Raw genomic sequence first — 17,764 nt, forward strand, 5'->3', positions numbered from 1 at the left:
TATACCTCACTTTTGTCTAATCTTGATGCTGAACTCACTACATATATCTATGCAAAACGATATAGGAACATGACAATAAAAATAGGCACTCGCTTTAAACACGTCACGAGAGGGTTTCCCTTCGTGACGTGTTTCTGAAACGAATGCCAGGTTGTAGTATGGTTGTTATCCATGATGATGAAATAAAAAAGCTAAAGCACGCAATGTACATTAGCATGCTTTAGCTTTAAAATTTAATTTCGTTTTAATTACAATGCAAAATAGGCGTCCACATCTTCTGCTGGTAAATAATTACCGACAATGAAATCGCCAAACTCAGCGTATTTTGTCGTCACTTCATCAAAGCGCATTTCATAAACAATTTTTTTGAATTCTAGGGCATCATGCGCGAATAATGTAACTCCCCATTCCCAGTTATCCAAACCAATGGAACCAGTAATGATTTCTTTTACTTTACCTGCATATTTACGCCCAGTCATGCCATGTTCATAAAGCAATCTTGTACGCTCTTCCTTTTCAATGGCAAACCAGTTCGCCTCTTCCCAGCGACGACGTGCCATTGGATAGAAGCATGCATGCTCCCATTTTGGAAGAATTGGGTATAAGCGAGCTTCAACCTGTGGAGATAATTTACGATCTTTTCCTTCATTCATTGGATTATGCATCGTCATCTCAACAATAGAAACATAAGAATAATCTGGAATGAGATAATCTCCAAGCTTCGACTTGTTGATTTCACGTTTAATTTCTTCTAATTCATCCATTGTAGGACGAAGGAAGATAAACATGAAGTCGGCTTTGTTTCCGACAACTTTATAAAGAGATTGGCTGCCTAGCTTTTCTTCTTCAACAGCTTCCCACTTTTTCATTAATTCTTTAAACTCCTTGATCGCTGTGTTTCTTACTTCTTCTGATGTCAGTTTCCATGAAGCCCAGTCAAATGTGCGGGTATCATGAACAACGGACCATCCATCCATGGTTACTACTGCTTCTGCCATGTCAATTCACTCCTTAAAAGAAAAAATGTTCTCCTATGTTTTTACTATAGCACATTAAGGGTATTCTAATCATATGAAAGGGTAATGAAGTCGATTGTTTTTCCATATTGTCATTTCTTTGTCATAGATTGTTGAAAAAATAGGTTATTTCCTTTAAAAATACAGGAAAATTAGCTATTATTGTTAAAAGACACACATATTATTGTGATGGAGGTTTTTTTATGGGATCATTATTTGATCAGCTCACAGCAAAAGTATCGAACTCAAACAAAAAGATTGTTTTTCCAGAAGGTCTTGATGAACGAATTCTGACTGCTGCAAGCCAATTAAGTGCTGCAGGGGTTGTAACGCCAATTTTGATTGGTAATCAGGAAAGCATCGAAAAAAAAGCGGCAGCAAACAACATTGACATTGCTTCTTGTACGATCATCGATCCGCAGGAATATGCGGAATTCGATGCAATGGTCGAAGCTTTCGTAGAGCGTCGTAAAGGAAAGGCAACAGAGGAGGATGCGCGTAAAATTCTTCTTGATGAAAACTATTTCGGCACGATGCTCGTTTATATGAATAATGCAGATGGGCTTGTAAGTGGAGCGGCACATTCAACTGCTGATACGGTACGCCCAGCATTGCAGATTATTAAAACAAAAGAAGGCATTAAAAAAACATCGGGCGTATTTATTATGGTACGTGATGATGAAAAGTATGTTTTTGCAGATTGCGCCATTAATATTACTCCGGACAGCCAGGATTTAGCAGAAATTGCAGTGGAAAGTGCACAGACGGCTCGACTATTTGATGTCGACCCGCGTGTAGCAATGCTTAGCTTCTCAACAAAAGGTTCTGCCAAGTCACCGGAAACAGAAAGAGTTGTCGAAGCGCTCGAAATTGCAAAAGAAAAAGATTCATCACTCGTTATTGATGGAGAATTTCAATTTGATGCAGCCTTTGTACCGAGTGTTGCCGCGAAAAAAGCTCCAGATTCTGTTCTAAAAGGGGATGCAAATGTATTTGTTTTCCCAAGCTTGGAAGCAGGAAACATTGGATATAAAATTGCACAGCGACTTGGTGGATTTGAAGCAGTTGGTCCAGTGCTTCAAGGATTAAATCGACCTGTAAATGATCTTTCTCGCGGCTGCAGTGCTGATGATGTTTATAAGCTAGCGATTATTACAGCAGCACAAGCAACGGAATAAGTAGTATACAGAAAAAAACAACGACCGCGGATTCATTTCTCCGCGGCGTTGTTTTTTTCTAATCGCTGCACGTTAGCAACAGTCTCATTACGTTTGATCATTTGGATATACCTTTTTTCAAATGTATTGAGTTCTGTATTTGAAAAAGGCGTCGTCACAATTTCTTCGCATATATCCTGTAACGCAATGTAGACTCTTTTTTTCATATCCTCGACGGTTAAAGGCACTCCAAGCAAATCAGATAGTGAACCCATTACATCTGGTTCTACACTCGGGTAAATAAATTTTGTTTCCGTTTCCTTTTTTGCAATCGCATAGAAATCTCGAATAAGAGAAGCTCTTTCCTTACTGTTTCCTTCTACATCAAGATAAATTTGCACTGCAGCACCGTCCTTTACTCGCCGCTGTGAAATGCCTGCAAATTTTTTCCCGTTAATGCTTAAATCAAAGTCACCAGGACAATAGGACCCGACAATTTCATATGCTTTAATAGCGGTTGTTAAATCCCGTAGCATATATTCGACTAAACGAACCATTGCTTCATAGCAGTCATGAATCGAAAGCTCTGCGACACCTGGTATGACAAGGGATATATTTAATACACCACCATCGAGTGCAACTGCAAGCCCACCAGAATTTCGAACGACAACATGGTAGCCTTGCTCGGCTAAGAACTGAACGCCTTCATCTAGAAAGGGAAGCCTCGCGTCTGGAATGCCGAGCACAATGGTTTTGTCGTGTACCCAAAGTCGTATAGCAGATGGTGACGTTCGATTGCTTACAGATACAGCTAGTGCATCATCAACAGCAAAAGATGTAAGTGCTGTGTATTTTTTTTGTTGAAAAATTGTTTCATGGGAATGATCAAAATATCGTAATGTCGATTGACCGACAATTTCTTTCCAGTTTTTCATTTTTATCTCCTTACCCTTTTAAGCTTTCCATACTTATTATATAATAAACTAAATAAGGAAGTATTAAAATTGCAGAAAAGAACGGATGGGGAATAAATGGCGTATAAAGACGAACAATTGTCGGAGGAAAAAGTATTTAAAGATCCTGTTCACCGGTACGTCCATGTGCGGGATCGTGTTATCTGGGATCTGATTGCTGCTCCGGAATTCCAACGGTTGCGTCGAATAAAACAACTCGGGACAACAAATTTGACATTCCATGGGGCGGAACATAGTCGATTTAACCATTCACTTGGCGTGTACGAAATTGTCCGTCGAATCATTAATAACTTTCAGGACAGGCCTCATTGGAATAAAGACGAGCGACTCTTATGCCTTTGTGCAGCCCTATTGCATGATCTTGGTCATGGGCCTTTTTCACATTCCTTTGAAAAAGTGTTTAAATTGGATCATGAGTATTTTACCCAGCAAATCATTTTGGGTGATACAAAAGTAAATGAAATTCTAGAGCGTGTTAGTGTAGGCTTTGCGCAGAAGGTTGCCGATGTTATTGCAAAAACCTATGAGGATAAATTGGTGGTCAGCTTAATTTCCAGTCAAATTGATGCTGATCGCATGGATTATTTGCAACGTGATGCTTACTTTACGGGAGTAAGTTATGGTCATTTTGATATGGAGCGTATTTTACGAGTAATGCGCCCGATTGAAGATCAAGTAGTCATTAAATCAACTGGGATGCATGCGGTCGAGGATTATATTATGAGTCGTTACCAAATGTATTGGCAAGTATATTTTCACCCAGTTACAAGAAGTGCAGAAGTAATCTTGACAAAAATCCTTCATAGAGCGAAATATTTATATGAAACAAAGGATTTTACCTTTAAATTACAACCGACCCATTTTGTTTCCTTTTTTAAAGGTAAAGTGGATCTAGCAGATTATTTAAAGCTGGATGAGATGGTTGTCCATTATTATTTTCAGCTTTGGCAGGAAGAGGATGACGAAATCTTAAGAGATTTATGTGAGCGATTTATGAATCGACGCTTATTTAAATATGTTGAATTTAATCCCAATCTTCAAATGAATGAGTGGATGGAGCTGTATAAGCTGTTTCAAGAAGCGGAAATTGATCCAGAATATTACCTTGTTGTTGATTCTTCTTCAGATTTACCATACGATTTTTATCGACCTGGTGAAGAGGAAGAGCGGCTGCCAATCCATTTATTAATGCCTGATGGAAGCTTGAAGGAGCTTTCCAGGCATTCGGATATCGTTGAATCCATTTCAGGTAAAAAACGGACAGACCATAAATTATATTTTCCAAAAGATCGGTTGAATGAATTGAAGGATCAGAGGTTAAGAACGCGCATTATGGAAATTCTTTACGGGCAAGGAGCGAAAGTTGATGTTGAATAATCATGCCAAATTAATCCGTTTCTTTTCAGAAGCAAATGGCATAACAGGGCGGAAAAAATTGCAAAAAATGATCTATATTTTACAGAAATGCGATATCCCTTTTGAAGAGAAATATCAATTCCATTTTTATGGACCGTACTCAGAGGAGTTAACATTACGTGTAGAAGAGCTTTGTAATCTTGGATTTTTACAGGAAGAAAAAGAGGATAAAAGCAACTATTATCAATACAATTATAATATAACACCTGCTGGAACAGAGTTTCTGAATCAATTTTCAATGGAAATGCCGGACATGACAACAAAGGTGGCGATGCTGAAGGAAAAGAGCTCGCGTTTTCTGGAGCTTGTCTCCACCATGTTTTACTTTGATGATTTACCGCTTCAGGAGAATATTGAAAAAATCCACATGGTCAAACCAAAGCAAAAGTATAGCGATGAAGAAATTGAGGATGCAATTCGTTTTATGGAAGAATTGAAACAAGAAGGCAAATAACGTCTCATGCAGGATAGCCTTATGCTACAATAGCAACTAGTAACAATGGAGGAGGGGCATTTATGAGCTCAGATCAATCTTCAAATAAAAAGAAGAATTCCTTTACGATCATTAAGGATGATTCAACAGATGGCCATGGAGGCTATGGTGTTGGAGCAATCAGTTTAGAAAACATGTCATCCGTAATTGTCGATCCGAATGAAAATAAAGCATACGTAGATATGGGAGCGATGCATGCACGAAGTGAAGTCGAACGTCGCGTGAAATGGTTACCGGATCGAAATGAAGTACCAAACGGCAAGCTATATTGGATCGTTTGGGTGAATGTGGAACGCGGAGACAATGGTCCTTACTATTCCGGTGTCACAGGCTGTGAAATCCGAGTGGATCGTGAAATAAGACGTGCCTATAAATCAATGGGCCAGCATGTGACGTATATGGAAAAATCGCTCAAAGGGAAAATTATCGTTGACCACATGGATGAGCAATCGAAAAATCTGTTAAGAGATTTCCTGATAGATTTTAACAAAGATATGTGGGATAACAGTACGGACGAATTAAAAGAGGCGCTTCCACTGCAATAGAGAATATGACAATTTTGTGTCCGAATCGTGAATCATTTGTTAAATCGTTGTACTTTGTACCAATAATTTGTAAACTATTGGTACATGGACTAACTCATGTTTACTAGGACAATAAAACAGCCAGCCTTCAGGACTCAACCTGAAAAGCTGGCTGTTTTATTGCCTTCTGTTAGCGCACCATCCCACACCACTAAGACGCCATATCCAAAAATAGCGCACCATCCCACGCCACCATGACACCATATCCAAAAATAGCGCACCATCCCACGCCACTAAGACACCATATCCAAAAATAGCGCACCATCCCACGCCACCATGACATCATATCCAAAATTAGTGCACCGTTCCCAGCCCCTAACACTTATAAAACATTAATTAAACAAATCAAACCAACGTTCGAAGATACCTTTTTCTTCCTCTACCACATCTTCTTCTTCAACTGGATGTTCGGAGCAATAGTTTCTCGGCTCCGTTCCTTTTTCAAAGTACATAATTCTGCTTGCACCACAGCTAGGTGTTGCACGTGCGCCGGTCTCGGGATCTATCGGGATGCCAATTACTCCAGATGGCATAGCAAAAACATCCTGCGCCATCCCTTTGTGAGCCCCTTCCATAAAGCCAGCCCACATCTCTTTTGCGTAGGCTGATTCAGCAACAAGTTCCATGTTCCGGTTATCATCGTAACCGACCCAAATGCCTGTTACAAGGGAAGGGCTATAACCAATCATCCAGCTGTCCGAATCAGTTGTTCCAGACTTCCCGGCATATAGGCGACTAAGCTCCTTCGAAATTGTTGCACCAGTTACAGAGGTATAGCCATTCATCTCGACATCAAACATCCCAGTCATCAGGTGTGTTAAAATAAATGCTTTTTTCGGATCAAGCAATTGTTCTGATGTATCCTCATGCTCGTAAACTACTTTGCCATTCCGATCCGTAATTTTTTCTACCGTATATCCGGAAATTGACCTCCCCCCATTAGCCAGTATTCCGTAGGCACTCGTCATGTCGTTTACAGAGACAGAAGCAGTGCCTAAAGCCAATGCTGGTACAGCTTGAAAATCCCCTCTCAGTCCGAAGGTTTCAGCGGTTTCTATCAGTTTTTCAGGTCCTAGGTACATATTTGTTTTGACAGCATACACGTTATCGGACAAGGCAAGTGCTTGGGCCAGTGTTATTGGCTTATTTGCATAATACCCGTTAAAATTACTCGGTTGATAGCTATTGCCATCACCTAACGCAAAAGTGGTTGGTTTGCTCATTAATTTCGTGCTTGGTGTATAGCCATATTGCAGTGCAGCGTAATATAAAAAAGGTTTAAAAGTTGACCCTGACATTCGCTTGGAATTCATTGCTCGATTATAAGTGCTTTCTGCATAATCCTTTCCGCCAATCATGGAGAGAATTGCACCGTCATCAGGATCCATTGCAATAGCAGCAGTTTCTACTTCACTGGAAGAATCAATTGTTGCACGTACTTGTTCTTCCAGTTTTTGCTGGTATGCACGATTTAATGTTGTATAAATATGAAACCCGCCAGCACGAATTTCATCCGGACTTAAATCTAAGAATTTAGCAGCCTCTTGTAAAACAACATCCTGAAAATAGGGGGCAGTATCCGCAGGCTCAGGTGTAATCGAATAATCCAGCTGCTCTTCGATAGCCCCAACATACGCTGCTTCAGAAATATACTTGTCATCCAATAGATGCTTTAAAATTTGCTGTTGGCGCCGATTTGCATTCTCTTCATTGTTTAATGGAGAGTAATAGGTTGGCCCCTTTGGTATTCCGACGAGCATCGTAGCCTCGGCTAAGGATAACTCACTTGCTTGTTTATCGAAGAAATAATGGCTTGCCGCCTCAATTCCATATGCTCCATGCCCATAATAAATTGTATTTAAATAGCCTTCTAGAATATCCTCCTTGGAATAAAACATTTCCAGTCGTATAGTATAGAATGCTTCCGTTAGCTTTCGTGTCCATGTTTTTTCAGGGGATAAATAAAGGTTGCGCGCATATTGCTGGGAAATGGTGCTCGCACCTTCTTTTAACGAGCTATTACGTAAATTTTTAATAACTGCACCAGCAATTCGCTTCAAATCAAACCCTTGATGTTCATAAAAATGCTGATCCTCCGTTTGTAATGTAGCTTCAATAACCGCAGGAGATATGTCATCTAAGCTAACCCAGTGCTTTGTAAGGCTACCACGCTGCTCGCTTATTATTTCTTCTTCACGATCATAAATGATAGTTACTTGGTCATTTGCCAATTTAGGAGGACCTAAAACGAAGGCCACTAAATAAATTGCAGCTATTGTAAACACACCTATAGCAATAAGTGTAAGTATAATCTTTTTGAAAAACTTCTTCGGGAAAAGTTGCATGCTCGTAATCTCCAATGTAAAGTCTTGTTTTTATCATTATGGGAAAAGCGGCATGGAAATAAACTTAAGGCAGCAAAAATCCCGACTTTTGTTAGTAGGCAGAGGGAGAATTGCATCTTTTTATTGCTACTCACCGTGTTTTATCGCTATAATAGGGATATTATAGATTCAAGAGGCGATAGTATGGATGCACCGCAAAAAAAGATAAACATTATACTCAAGACAACTATTGATGATGATGGACAACTGGAGAGCAACGAACAGAGCTACCACGGAGTTCTTTTTCAAAAAAACAATATGGACGTATTGATTTTTGAAGAAACATTAGAAGATGGTTTCACCATTAAAAACTTGCTCACAATCTATCCGCATAAGGTTAGTATTAATCGTTCTGGTGCAGTGAAAATGAATCAAAAGTTTCAAGCTGACCAGATAACGGAGAATATATATCACCATCCCCATGGTAAAATACATATGGAAACATATACAGAGACCATTGAATATAAGAAAGCAAGCAATGGAACAGAGGGCACATTAGCGATTCATTATACGGTGAAGTTAAACGGGCAGGATAAACGAAAACATACATTGAAATTGGCATATCAAGAGGAGGAAAAGCAATGAACGTTTTGGAACAAACGGAAAATACATTGAAGCAGGAAATCGCTGTTGCTGTTATCCAAGCAAAGCTAGCGACCGAAGAAGAGCTTCCTGCAATTATATTAGAAAAACCAAAGGATAAGGCACATGGTGACTTTGCCTCAAATATTGCGATGCAATTGGCACGAATCGCTAAAAAGGCACCGCGTCAAATTGCTGAAGCTATTGTAGCAAATTTAGATCAATCAAAGGCGTCGATCGAGAAGGTCGAAATTGCTGGACCTGGATTCATTAATTTCTTTATGAAAAATGATTTTCTTGGAGAAATCATCCCAACTATTTTACAGGCTGGAGAAGATTACGGAAAAACAAATACTGGAAATGGCGAACGTGTACAGGTTGAATTCGTTTCTGTAAATCCAACTGGAGACTTGCATTTGGGACATGCCCGTAATGCCGCTTTTGGAGATGTGCTTTGTAATGTGCTTTCCGCTTCGGGATATAACGTAGAGCGCGAATACTATATTAATGATGCAGGAAATCAAATTGATAACCTCGGTTTATCTGTAGAAGCTCGCTATTTCCAAGAACTCGGTGAAGAATTTGATATGCCAGAGGATGGCTACCATGGACAAGCTATTATTGAGATTGCGAAGAAGCTTGTTGCAGAATACGGCAATGAATTTGCTTCCAAAGATCAAGCAGAGCGACTCGCGTTCTTTAAAGAATATGGATTGAAAGCATCCCTTGAAAATATTGAAAAAGACTTAAAAGCGTTCCGTGTTGAATTTGATAATTGGTTTTCAGAGCGTTCCCTTTATCAGGAAAATAAAATTCCTGTTGCACTAGATAAGCTAGAGGAAGGGAATTACACGTATGAAAAAGATGGCGCGATGTGGTTCCGCACAACTGATTTTGGTGATGATAAAGACCGTGTGCTCATTAAGCAAGACGGAAGTTACACCTATTTAACACCAGACATCGCTTATCATAAGGACAAGCTCGACCGTGGATTTGATTCTATTATTAATGTATGGGGAGCTGACCATCATGGATATATTCCAAGAATGCGCGCAGCAATTCAAGCGCTTGGCTACCCGGTTGAAAGGTTCGATGTGAAAATTATTCAAATGGTAAACCTATTTGAAGGCGGCGAAAAAGTGAAAATGAGTAAGCGAACAGGAAAAGCTGTTTCATTAAGAGAGCTAATGGAAGAGGTCGGCGTTGACGCGGTTCGTTATTATTTCGTTACTCGTTCAAATGATTCACAGCTTGACTTTGATATGGACTTAGCCCGCTCCCAGTCCAATGATAATCCAATTTTCTACGTTCAATATGCGCATGCCCGTATCTGTACAATGCTCGAACAGGCGAAAAGTAAAGGATTTACAGTCGGGGGAGATTTTAATGCTGCATTATTAACTGCAGAAAAGGAAGTAGATCTAATGAAGAAATTAGGTCAGCTTCCACAAGTCGTTGCAGACGCTGCCGAGAAGCATACGCCACATAAAGTAACACAGTATGTTTTTGACTTAGCCTCCGCATTGCATAGCTTTTACAATGCAGAGAAAGTGTTGGATGCAGATCATAAAGAAAGAACACAAGCACGAATTGCTTTAATGAAAGCTGTTCGCATTACACTTGCGAATGCCATGACACTGATTGGCGTATCTGCACCAGAGAAAATGTAATAACTAAATGTGAACCACTGAAATTTTTTCAGTGGTTTTACTGTTTTAGAATTAACTTTATGATGTGGTCGCAGGCCGAAGATGTTAACTAACAAATTCCCTTACTTTTTTAACCCATTCAAAATTGTAGATGTGAACTTTGTCATTTCTTGGACAACATCAAATTCTTCTCCAAAGATAATCCAATCGTAGATAGTTCCCCTCATACACCTAGTAATTAATACGGACGCTTCTTCAGTAGTTAATTCCTCCTTAAACTCATTATTCTCAATTCCTTCCTGAACGAAAGAATTAATTACTTTATAAAGATTTCTATCTGGATCGGCTAAATAATGATTTTTGTTAATTGTTAGTGACATAGCATTCATGTATACATTTCTAATTAAGTCCTTCCCTAATTCATCACGTAAATAGATCATTTGAGCTTTGTAAAACATAAGAATCTTCTCGCTTGCACTAATGTTCTTGGGGATACCTTGTTGGAATGTGGAATAAAAATTATCAATATCCTTAAACTTTTCATTGAAAATGTCATATTTGGTATTGAAATGTACATAAAATGCCCCTTTAGATACATTACATTTTTTTGCTATTTCATCCACCGTTACATTATCAAACCCCTTTCTATGAAACAGTTCCAGTCCAGTTTCTAAAAGCGTTTTCTTTGTCTCTAAGGCTTTTAATTTTCTTGTTGTCATACGCGGCATAAATAATCCCCCTTTTACTTAAGAATAGCATAATGCTTTGGAAATATAGAATTCAACAGAATAGTCTTGACTATTGTAAATTTTACGTTTATTATTTTAATTAATAATTTAAGTGACCGCAGTATTTGACTTTGGTATGTGAAAAAGGTAAAGAAAGGAGACTAATTATTATGAGTAAATTCTAATTGGTAGGCTATATATGTAATTTTTCAAGGAAAAACTTAATTACTAGATTTCAAAAATGATAGCGCTTTCTAAATGCTTATGAATATTTTAGGAGGGTCTGGATGGAAACAAAGAAAGTAGGTTTTCTTGGATTAGGGAATATGGGTTTTCCAATGGCAAGCAATTTAATGAAAGCAGGTTATACCGTATACGGAGTAGATGTAAACAAAGAAAATGAAAAAAGATTTGCTGAAATAGGCGGGATGGTTGGGTTCACTTCAGCAACATTAGCAAGTGAAGTAAATATCATTTTTACTAGTTTACCAACACCAAAGGTCGTAGAGGATGTTTATTTAGGAATCGAGGGTCTTGTGGAAAACGGAAAACCACCCTTAACTTTAATTGACTTAAGCACAATCTCACCAGAACTAAATAAAAAAGTAGCAAAAGCAGCATTGGAAAAGGGGATTCAGTACTTGGGAGCTCCGGTTAGTGGAAGTGTAGCTGGAGCAGAGGCAGCAACGCTGAGTGTGATGGTTGGAGGAGATAAAACAACATATGGCTTCGCATTACCGTACCTTGAAACAATCGGAAAAAATATATTTCATGTTGGAGAAGATCACGGATTAGGAACTATTGTTAAATTAATTAATAATCTAATGGCTGGAATTCATACACAGGCTGTCGCAGAAGCACTATCTATCGCAGATGCAGCAGGTTTGGACCATGAAATTGTTTATAGAATTGTAAATGTCAGTACAGGTCAAAGCGGCATTTTTACTAGAAACTACAAAAATTTTATTGCTCAGGATGAATATTATGAAGGGGCTTTTACTACAGCACTACTATTAAAAGACTTAAAACTTGCGAACCATGTTTCGAATTCATTTGAGGGTAAATTGCCATTGGGTGAAGAACTAGTAAATTACCTTGAATCAAATATTGAGGAGTATGCAGATAAGGACATTTCTTCAGCCTATCTTATGCTAACAGAAGAAAAGGTGAAATTAGGTAAATAGATATATCCAAAATGGGAGGTTTGTTTAGATGACGACATTAAAGTTAGATACAGTAACCCACTATATTAATGGGGAAAAAGTAAAAGGGAATAACGATAAATATGGTTTTGTATACAGCCCATCCACGGGCAAGCGAATAGCTGCTGTTCCTTATGCTTCTGCTGAAGAAGTGGATGAGACCGTACAGTTAGCGAAAAAAGCTGCTGCAAAATGGGCAAAAACCTCTGTGGGAAAAAGAGTTGAAGTTCTTTTTAAATTTCGCCAATTATTGGTGGAGAATACAGATGAATTGGCACAGCTAATTGGGAAGGAAAATGGGAAAACGATCTCTGATGCAAAAGGGGAGATAAGCAGAGGAATAGAATCAGTGGATTTAGCAATAGGGGCACCGCAAATACTCAAAGGAGAACATTCTGTAAATGTTGGTGGGGATATAAACGCTTATTCAATGAAACAGCCGCTTGGCGTTGTAACATGTATATCACCATTTAATTTCCCTGTTATGGTACCGCTTGCGATGAGTGTTATGGCAGTGGCTGTTGGGAATGCAATGATATTGAAACCATCTGAAAAAGTTCCATATTCTGCTCAATTAATCTCAGAACTTTGGGAGAAGGCTGGTTTGCCTGCTGGAGTTTGGAACGTATTGAACGGTGATAAGGATACGGTTAATGCCATCATTACACATAGCGACATACAAGCGGTAAGCTTTGTGGGCTCTACGAAAGTAGCTGAAATTATTTATGAGGTAGGAACGAAGCATCATAAACGAGTAAATGCCTTTGGTGGAGGAAAAAACCACCTGGTTATTATGCCAGATGCGGATATTGATAAAGCAGTTGACTCCTTCTTAGGCTCTGCATATGGTTCAGCATCACAGCGTTGTATGGCTGTTTCCGTAGCAATGCCTGTCGGGCAAAAGACAGCAGATGTATTCACGGCAAAATTAAAAGAAAAGGTTGAAAATCTTAGACCCGGTTCCTATGACGATGAATCAGCTGACTTTGGGGCCGTTATAAGTGCAGAAGCAAAACAAAGCATCTTACATTCGATTGATGAAGCAGTAAGGGATGGAGCTAATGTTGTGGTCGATGGCAGAAACCCTGATGTTGAGTTTAAGGAAGGTTTTTACCTGGGGGCTACGCTATTAGATAATGTTACTCCTGATATGAATGTATACAAAGAAGAAGTGTTTGGTCCAGCACGTACAATCGTTTCAGTAGATTCAATTGATGAAGCAATACAGCTAATCAATAATCATCAATATGGAAATGGGGTTGCTATATTCACCAATAGCGGCCGCGATGCTCGCAAATTCACGCAAGAAATAGAAGTCGGTATGGTTGGAGTAAATGTACCTATTCCAATACCTGTGGGCTATCATAACTTTGGAGGCTGGAAAGGTTCACGATTGGGTGAAGGACAAATGTTCGGACCGGATACCGCTCGTTTCTTTACAAAAACAAAGACGGTCTCGGAAAGGTGGTTTGACCAATCAAGCACAGATGAAATTAACTTTGATTTTCCTAGCAGTTAATGAGGAAGGGGCCATTAGAAGGCCCCCATTTTTTTCTATGTAGTGTGTTCAAAAAAAGGGGATAAAAAGGGCCGAGGTCGGCTAAGAGTCAACGGCCTTTTTGCAGACGCCGATACTAGCACGACCTGAGCGTCGAAGGTCAAATGCTCTCGGTGTGTCATCTTTGCCGGACTTTTTAAACTTTCTCTATCGGTTTGATGATTGGTAGATTTCAAAGACTTCAACCTTATACTGACGATTACATAAGGAATTTATGAGAATATGAGGTGATCAAATGCTAGGGATTGCATTAGGGTTAGTTTTGCTAATCATCTTAGCCTACCGTGGATGGTCAATTATCTGGATTGCACCGATTTGTGCTGGCGTTGTAGCAATATTTGGTGGGCTTGACTTACTTGATGCATATACAAACACTTATATGCAAGGATTTGTCGACTTTACGAAAAGCTGGTTCCCTGTATTTATGTTAGGGGCTATCTTTGGCAAATTAATGGAATACAGCGGAATGGCACAGTCCGTAGCTCAAGGTATAATTAAACTATTTGGTGAAAACCAAGCAATTATTGGTGTTATTATGGCTTCATCTGTTTTAGCATATGGCGGTATTAGTGTGTTCGTTGTTGTATTCGCTGTCTATCCAATCGCGGTAAATATGTTTAGACAAGCGGATATTCCAAGAAAATTGATGCCAGCTACTATTACAGCAGGAATGATGACATTCGCAATGACAGCTCTTCCCGGGACTCCACAGATTCAGAACTTGATTCCTACTGATTATTTTAACACCACAGCGACTGCAGCCCCTATTATGGGACTTGCAGCCTCATTCGTAATGGGTGGGGGGTCTATCCTTTATTTGAAGTGGAGAGAGAAGAAGCTAAAAAAAACCGGACATGGATTTAAAGCGTTGGAAAAAGATCTGGAAGAAAAAGAAAAGATAAAGGGAAAGCTGCCAAATCTATATATATCTATACTGCCTTTAATATCTGTAATTGTTACGCTTAACATTTTTAACTGGAATATTGTCGTTTGTTTATTAATAGCTGTTTTATTGATCATCATATTTTCATTAAACAACATTAAAAGTTTGATACCATCGCTAAATCAAGGAGCTTCCGATTCTGTAATGGCGATGATAAATACTTCTGCAGCGGTTGGATTTGGAACCGTAGTACGCGTTGTTCCGGGATTCCAAAAATTAAGCGATTATATTCTGGGTATCGATGCAAATCCACTTATCTCCATGTCGATTGCTTCAAATGTATTATCCGGAGCAACAGGTTCAGCATCTGGAGGATTAGGCATCACGATGGAAGCTCTAGGTCACAAATATAATGAAATTGCCGCATCAACCGGAATAGCACCCGAAGCATTTCACCGTATCGCATCTATTGCCTCAGGGGGCTTGGACGCACTACCACATAATGGTGCGGTTATAACCATACTGATTGTGACCGGTTTAACACATAAAGAGTCTTACCGAGATATTGCGGTAGTAGCAATAGTCTTTCCGATTTTATCACTGATTCCAGCTATTTTACTTGCGAGTATCGGTGTGTATTAATGTATGTCCGTTAAAAAAGTAAGCAAGATATGGAAACTGTATTGTACATCACAAAATATTTAAAGCCTACCATGACTTGAATATTTTGTGATGTTTGCGTTGCGGTCATTACCAATTTCAAGATTACTATTTCATAAATAATCAAAATGTGACAGGCTATCTTTTTTATTATATAATAAATTATGAATTTAATATCTTTTACCAAAAATCTGTTGACTGAATGCTCATTCACGTATAAAGTATAGATATAGATTTCTGTAAGCGGAATTTTTCAATCAAATGTAATCGCTATCATTTAACTGTAACAAAAAGGAGGAGCCGCCAGTGGATACATTTATGCTAGTTAATTGGATTGCGTTTTTAATCATCACGTTTTATGCATTGTATTTATTCGTCAGGGTCGTCTCAACACGGATTGCTTATATAAGGCTTGGTAAAAAATCCGAGTTTGATGGTGAAATTAAGTTGCGGTTACAAAGGGTGTGGACGATTGTATTTGGCCAATCAAAGTTATTGAAGGATAAGAAATCCGGTATCATTCATGTCATGATGTTTTATGGATTTATTCTCGTTCAATTTGGTGCAATTGACATGTTTGTGAAAGGACTTTCACCAGGTAACCATTTACCATTTGGTGTGCTGTATCCAGGGTTTGTCTTCTTTCAGGAACTCGTAACGTTAATGATTCTTGTGGCGGTTGTATGGGCATTTTATCGTCGCTATATGGAGAAGCTCGTGCGGCTAAAACGTGGCTTTAAAGCTGGTCTTGTTCTTATTTTTATTGGCACATTAATGCTTTCTGTGTTATTTGGAAATGGGATGGCGCTTCTTTGGCATGGCCATGAAGTAACATGGACAGAACCAGTTGCAAGTATGATTGCACTAGTACTGGGATGGATTTCACAAGACGCTGCAATAGTATTGTTCTATATTGCTTGGTGGGTACATACGATTACACTGCTTTCATTCCTTGTTTATGTACCGCAATCCAAGCATGCACATCTGATTGCAGCACCAATTAATGTGTTTTTAAGCAAGCAAGTCCCAGGTAAATTGAAAAAAATAGATTTTGATATCGATGAAGATAGTGAGGAAGAAATCTCATTCGGGGCAGGGAAAGTAGAAGATTTTGAACAGCATCAGATGCTTGATTTCTATGCTTGTGTGGAATGTGGCCGCTGTACAGACGTGTGTCCTGCTGCGGGAACTGGTAAAATGCTGTCGCCGATGGACATTATGATTAAGGTTCGTGACCATTTAACCGAAAAGGGGGCAGCGATAACAGGAAAGTCCGCATGGGTTCCAGCTTACGCATTTAACAATACGGCAGGGAATCAGGCAAGCGCGCAAAAAGAAGCTGCAGCGACTGTTCAAAGCGCAAGTCTAATTGGTGATGTTATTACAGAAGAAGAGCTTTCTGGATGTACCACATGCCGAAATTGTGAGGATGCTTGTCCTGTAAACAATGAGCATGTTGGAACGATTATTGATATGCGCCGCTATCTTGTTATGACAGAAGGAAAGATGGATTCGGATATTCAACGAGCGGTTATGAACATTGAACGCCAAGGAAATCCATGGGGACTTTCAAAAAAAGACCGCATCAAATGGCGTGATGAAGATGAAACTGCATACATCCCTACTGTGAAAGAGCTGAAAAAGGAAGGAAAAGAATTTGAATACCTTTTCTGGGTGAGTTCGATGGGAGCTTTTGATAGCCGCAGCCAAAAAATCGCGATTGCTTTTGCTAAACTAATGAATCAGGCAGGTGTTAGCTTTGCGATTCTAGGAAATACGGAAACGAACTCGGGTGATACAGCACGCAGAATCGGGAATGAGTTTTTATTCCAGGAGATTGCCGAGAAAAACATTAAAACATTTGAGAAAAACGGTGTCACCAAAATCGTTACGATTGACCCGCATGCCTATAATATTTTCAAAAATGAGTACCCAGATTTCGGCTATACAGCAGAAGTGTATCACCATACGCAAATGCTCTATGATTTGGTGAAATCAGGGAAAATAAAGCCAGAACGTCCAATCAATGAAAAGCTAACCTATCATGATTCATGCTACTTAGGGAGATACAATGGTGTGTATGACCCGCCGAGGGAAATTTTAACATCTATCCCAGGACTTGAGCTTGTTGAAATGAATCGTTCACGGGAAAATGGAATGTGCTGTGGTGCAGGTGGTGGCTTAATGTGGACAGAGGAAACGACTGGAAACCGAATTAATGTAGCACGTACAGAACAGGCACTTGCTGTCCAGCCATCGATGATTTCCAGTGCTTGTCCGTATTGCTTAACAATGCTAAGCGATGGGACAAAGGCAAAAGAGGTCGATGAGGACATTAGTACAATGGATGTTGCTGAAATTTTAGCATTATCTATTCACTTTGACGATCAATCAAGAACAGCCTCTTAATTGATGATAGACTGATAGGGGGGAGATTCCCCTTTTCAGTTAAACGGATTAAATGAGTGAGCGTTCAAT

14 protein-coding genes are annotated in these 17,764 nt (G+C 39.2%); 10 read left to right on the top strand and 4 right to left on the bottom strand.

The window, feature by feature from the left end; translation table 11 throughout:
- Positions 1 to 248: 248 nt before the first annotated feature.
- Positions 249 to 998: a hydrogen peroxide-dependent heme synthase gene (gene hemQ / locus NYE61_RS16435; protein WP_095307763.1), complete on the bottom strand. Its 750-nt coding sequence runs from the start codon at positions 996 to 998 to the stop codon at positions 249 to 251.
- Between the two features lie 221 nt (positions 999 to 1,219).
- Here hemQ and pta point away from each other — a divergent pair, with 221 nt between their 5' ends.
- Complete coding sequence (gene pta / locus NYE61_RS16440) at positions 1,220 to 2,194, top strand: phosphate acetyltransferase (RefSeq protein WP_303448375.1); 975 nt, start codon at positions 1,220 to 1,222, stop codon at positions 2,192 to 2,194.
- A 32-nt stretch (positions 2,195 to 2,226) separates the two neighbouring features.
- On the opposite strand, the gene NYE61_RS16445 is transcribed toward pta, so the two are convergent.
- Positions 2,227 to 3,108: a lipoate--protein ligase family protein gene (locus NYE61_RS16445; RefSeq protein WP_303448374.1), complete on the bottom strand. Its 882-nt coding sequence runs from the start codon at positions 3,106 to 3,108 to the stop codon at positions 2,227 to 2,229.
- 96 nt (positions 3,109 to 3,204) lie between these two features.
- On the opposite strand from NYE61_RS16445, the gene NYE61_RS16450 reads away from it, so the two are divergent.
- From NYE61_RS16450 to NYE61_RS16460, 3 genes are all read left to right on the top strand, one after another.
- On the top strand, positions 3,205 to 4,524 hold the full coding sequence (locus NYE61_RS16450; RefSeq protein WP_095307769.1) for an HD domain-containing protein: 1,320 nt from the start codon (positions 3,205 to 3,207) through the stop codon (positions 4,522 to 4,524).
- A complete protein-coding gene (locus tag NYE61_RS16455; RefSeq protein WP_095307771.1) occupies positions 4,514 to 5,017 on the top strand; it encodes a hypothetical protein in 504 nt (167 codons plus the stop codon). Before NYE61_RS16450 ends, NYE61_RS16455 begins: the two co-directional genes overlap by 11 nt.
- A gap of 62 nt (positions 5,018 to 5,079) precedes the next feature.
- On the top strand, positions 5,080 to 5,601 hold the full coding sequence (locus NYE61_RS16460) for a YwhD family protein (RefSeq protein ID WP_303448373.1): 522 nt from the start codon (positions 5,080 to 5,082) through the stop codon (positions 5,599 to 5,601).
- Between the two features lie 371 nt (positions 5,602 to 5,972).
- On the opposite strand, the gene NYE61_RS16465 is transcribed toward NYE61_RS16460, so the two are convergent.
- Positions 5,973 to 7,985 carry a transglycosylase domain-containing protein gene (locus NYE61_RS16465; RefSeq protein ID WP_303448372.1) on the bottom strand — a complete coding sequence of 671 codons (2,013 nt, stop codon included), beginning with the start codon at positions 7,983 to 7,985 and terminating at the stop codon, positions 5,973 to 5,975.
- Between the two features lie 183 nt (positions 7,986 to 8,168).
- On the opposite strand from NYE61_RS16465, the gene NYE61_RS16470 reads away from it, so the two are divergent.
- Together NYE61_RS16470 and argS are read left to right on the top strand one after the other, a co-directional pair.
- Positions 8,169 to 8,609 (top strand): DUF1934 domain-containing protein, encoded by a 441-nt coding sequence (locus NYE61_RS16470; protein ID WP_339316039.1) that lies wholly within the window; start codon positions 8,169 to 8,171, stop codon positions 8,607 to 8,609.
- Positions 8,606 to 10,276: an arginine--tRNA ligase gene (gene argS / locus NYE61_RS16475; RefSeq protein WP_095307781.1), complete on the top strand. Its 1,671-nt coding sequence runs from the start codon at positions 8,606 to 8,608 to the stop codon at positions 10,274 to 10,276. Before NYE61_RS16470 ends, argS begins: the two co-directional genes overlap by 4 nt.
- Before the next feature lie 101 nt (positions 10,277 to 10,377).
- Here argS and NYE61_RS16480 read toward each other — a convergent pair whose 3' ends face one another.
- Positions 10,378 to 10,983 (bottom strand): TetR/AcrR family transcriptional regulator, encoded by a 606-nt coding sequence (locus tag NYE61_RS16480; RefSeq protein ID WP_303448370.1) that lies wholly within the window; start codon positions 10,981 to 10,983, stop codon positions 10,378 to 10,380.
- A gap of 287 nt (positions 10,984 to 11,270) precedes the next feature.
- Here NYE61_RS16480 and NYE61_RS16485 point away from each other — a divergent pair, with 287 nt between their 5' ends.
- The 4 genes from NYE61_RS16485 to NYE61_RS16500 all read left to right on the top strand — a co-directional run bounded on the left by NYE61_RS16485 (position 11,271) and on the right by NYE61_RS16500 (position 17,695).
- Positions 11,271 to 12,167 carry an NAD(P)-dependent oxidoreductase gene (locus tag NYE61_RS16485; protein WP_303448369.1) on the top strand — a complete coding sequence of 299 codons (897 nt, stop codon included), beginning with the start codon at positions 11,271 to 11,273 and terminating at the stop codon, positions 12,165 to 12,167.
- Positions 12,168 to 12,195: 28 nt separating this feature from the next.
- Positions 12,196 to 13,704, top strand: coding sequence for a CoA-acylating methylmalonate-semialdehyde dehydrogenase (locus NYE61_RS16490; protein WP_118888491.1), 1,509 nt, complete (start codon positions 12,196 to 12,198; stop codon positions 13,702 to 13,704).
- A gap of 274 nt (positions 13,705 to 13,978) precedes the next feature.
- Complete coding sequence (locus NYE61_RS16495; RefSeq protein ID WP_118888492.1) at positions 13,979 to 15,268, top strand: GntP family permease; 1,290 nt, start codon at positions 13,979 to 13,981, stop codon at positions 15,266 to 15,268.
- Between the two features lie 324 nt (positions 15,269 to 15,592).
- On the top strand, positions 15,593 to 17,695 hold the full coding sequence (locus NYE61_RS16500) for a (Fe-S)-binding protein (RefSeq protein ID WP_303448367.1): 2,103 nt from the start codon (positions 15,593 to 15,595) through the stop codon (positions 17,693 to 17,695).
- The last annotated feature ends 69 nt before the right edge of the window (positions 17,696 to 17,764 follow it).

The sequence above is a fragment of the Oceanobacillus sp. FSL W7-1304 genome (assembly GCF_037969805.1).
GTDB lineage: Bacteria > Bacillota > Bacilli > Bacillales > Amphibacillaceae > Oceanobacillus > Oceanobacillus profundus.

Bases quoted from the DNA above. Each gene is read 5' to 3' on its own strand.
- NYE61_RS16445 (WP_303448374.1), bottom strand. From the start codon at position 3,108: ATGAAAAACTGGAAAGAAATTGTCGGTCAATCGACATTACGATATTTT.
- NYE61_RS16455 (WP_095307771.1), top strand. From the start codon at position 4,514: ATGTTGAATAATCATGCCAAATTAATCCGTTTCTTTTCAGAAGCAAAT.
- hemQ (WP_095307763.1), bottom strand. From the start codon at position 998: ATGGCAGAAGCAGTAGTAACCATGGATGGATGGTCCGTTGTTCATGAT.
- NYE61_RS16465 (WP_303448372.1), bottom strand. From the start codon at position 7,985: ATGCAACTTTTCCCGAAGAAGTTTTTCAAAAAGATTATACTTACACTT.
- NYE61_RS16480 (WP_303448370.1), bottom strand. From the start codon at position 10,983: ATGCCGCGTATGACAACAAGAAAATTAAAAGCCTTAGAGACAAAGAAA.
- argS (WP_095307781.1), top strand. From the start codon at position 8,606: ATGAACGTTTTGGAACAAACGGAAAATACATTGAAGCAGGAAATCGCT.
- NYE61_RS16485 (WP_303448369.1), top strand. From the start codon at position 11,271: ATGGAAACAAAGAAAGTAGGTTTTCTTGGATTAGGGAATATGGGTTTT.
- NYE61_RS16495 (WP_118888492.1), top strand. From the start codon at position 13,979: ATGCTAGGGATTGCATTAGGGTTAGTTTTGCTAATCATCTTAGCCTAC.
- NYE61_RS16490 (WP_118888491.1), top strand. From the start codon at position 12,196: ATGACGACATTAAAGTTAGATACAGTAACCCACTATATTAATGGGGAA.
- pta (WP_303448375.1), top strand. From the start codon at position 1,220: ATGGGATCATTATTTGATCAGCTCACAGCAAAAGTATCGAACTCAAAC.
- NYE61_RS16470 (WP_339316039.1), top strand. From the start codon at position 8,169: ATGGATGCACCGCAAAAAAAGATAAACATTATACTCAAGACAACTATT.
- NYE61_RS16460 (WP_303448373.1), top strand. From the start codon at position 5,080: ATGAGCTCAGATCAATCTTCAAATAAAAAGAAGAATTCCTTTACGATC.
- NYE61_RS16450 (WP_095307769.1), top strand. From the start codon at position 3,205: ATGGCGTATAAAGACGAACAATTGTCGGAGGAAAAAGTATTTAAAGAT.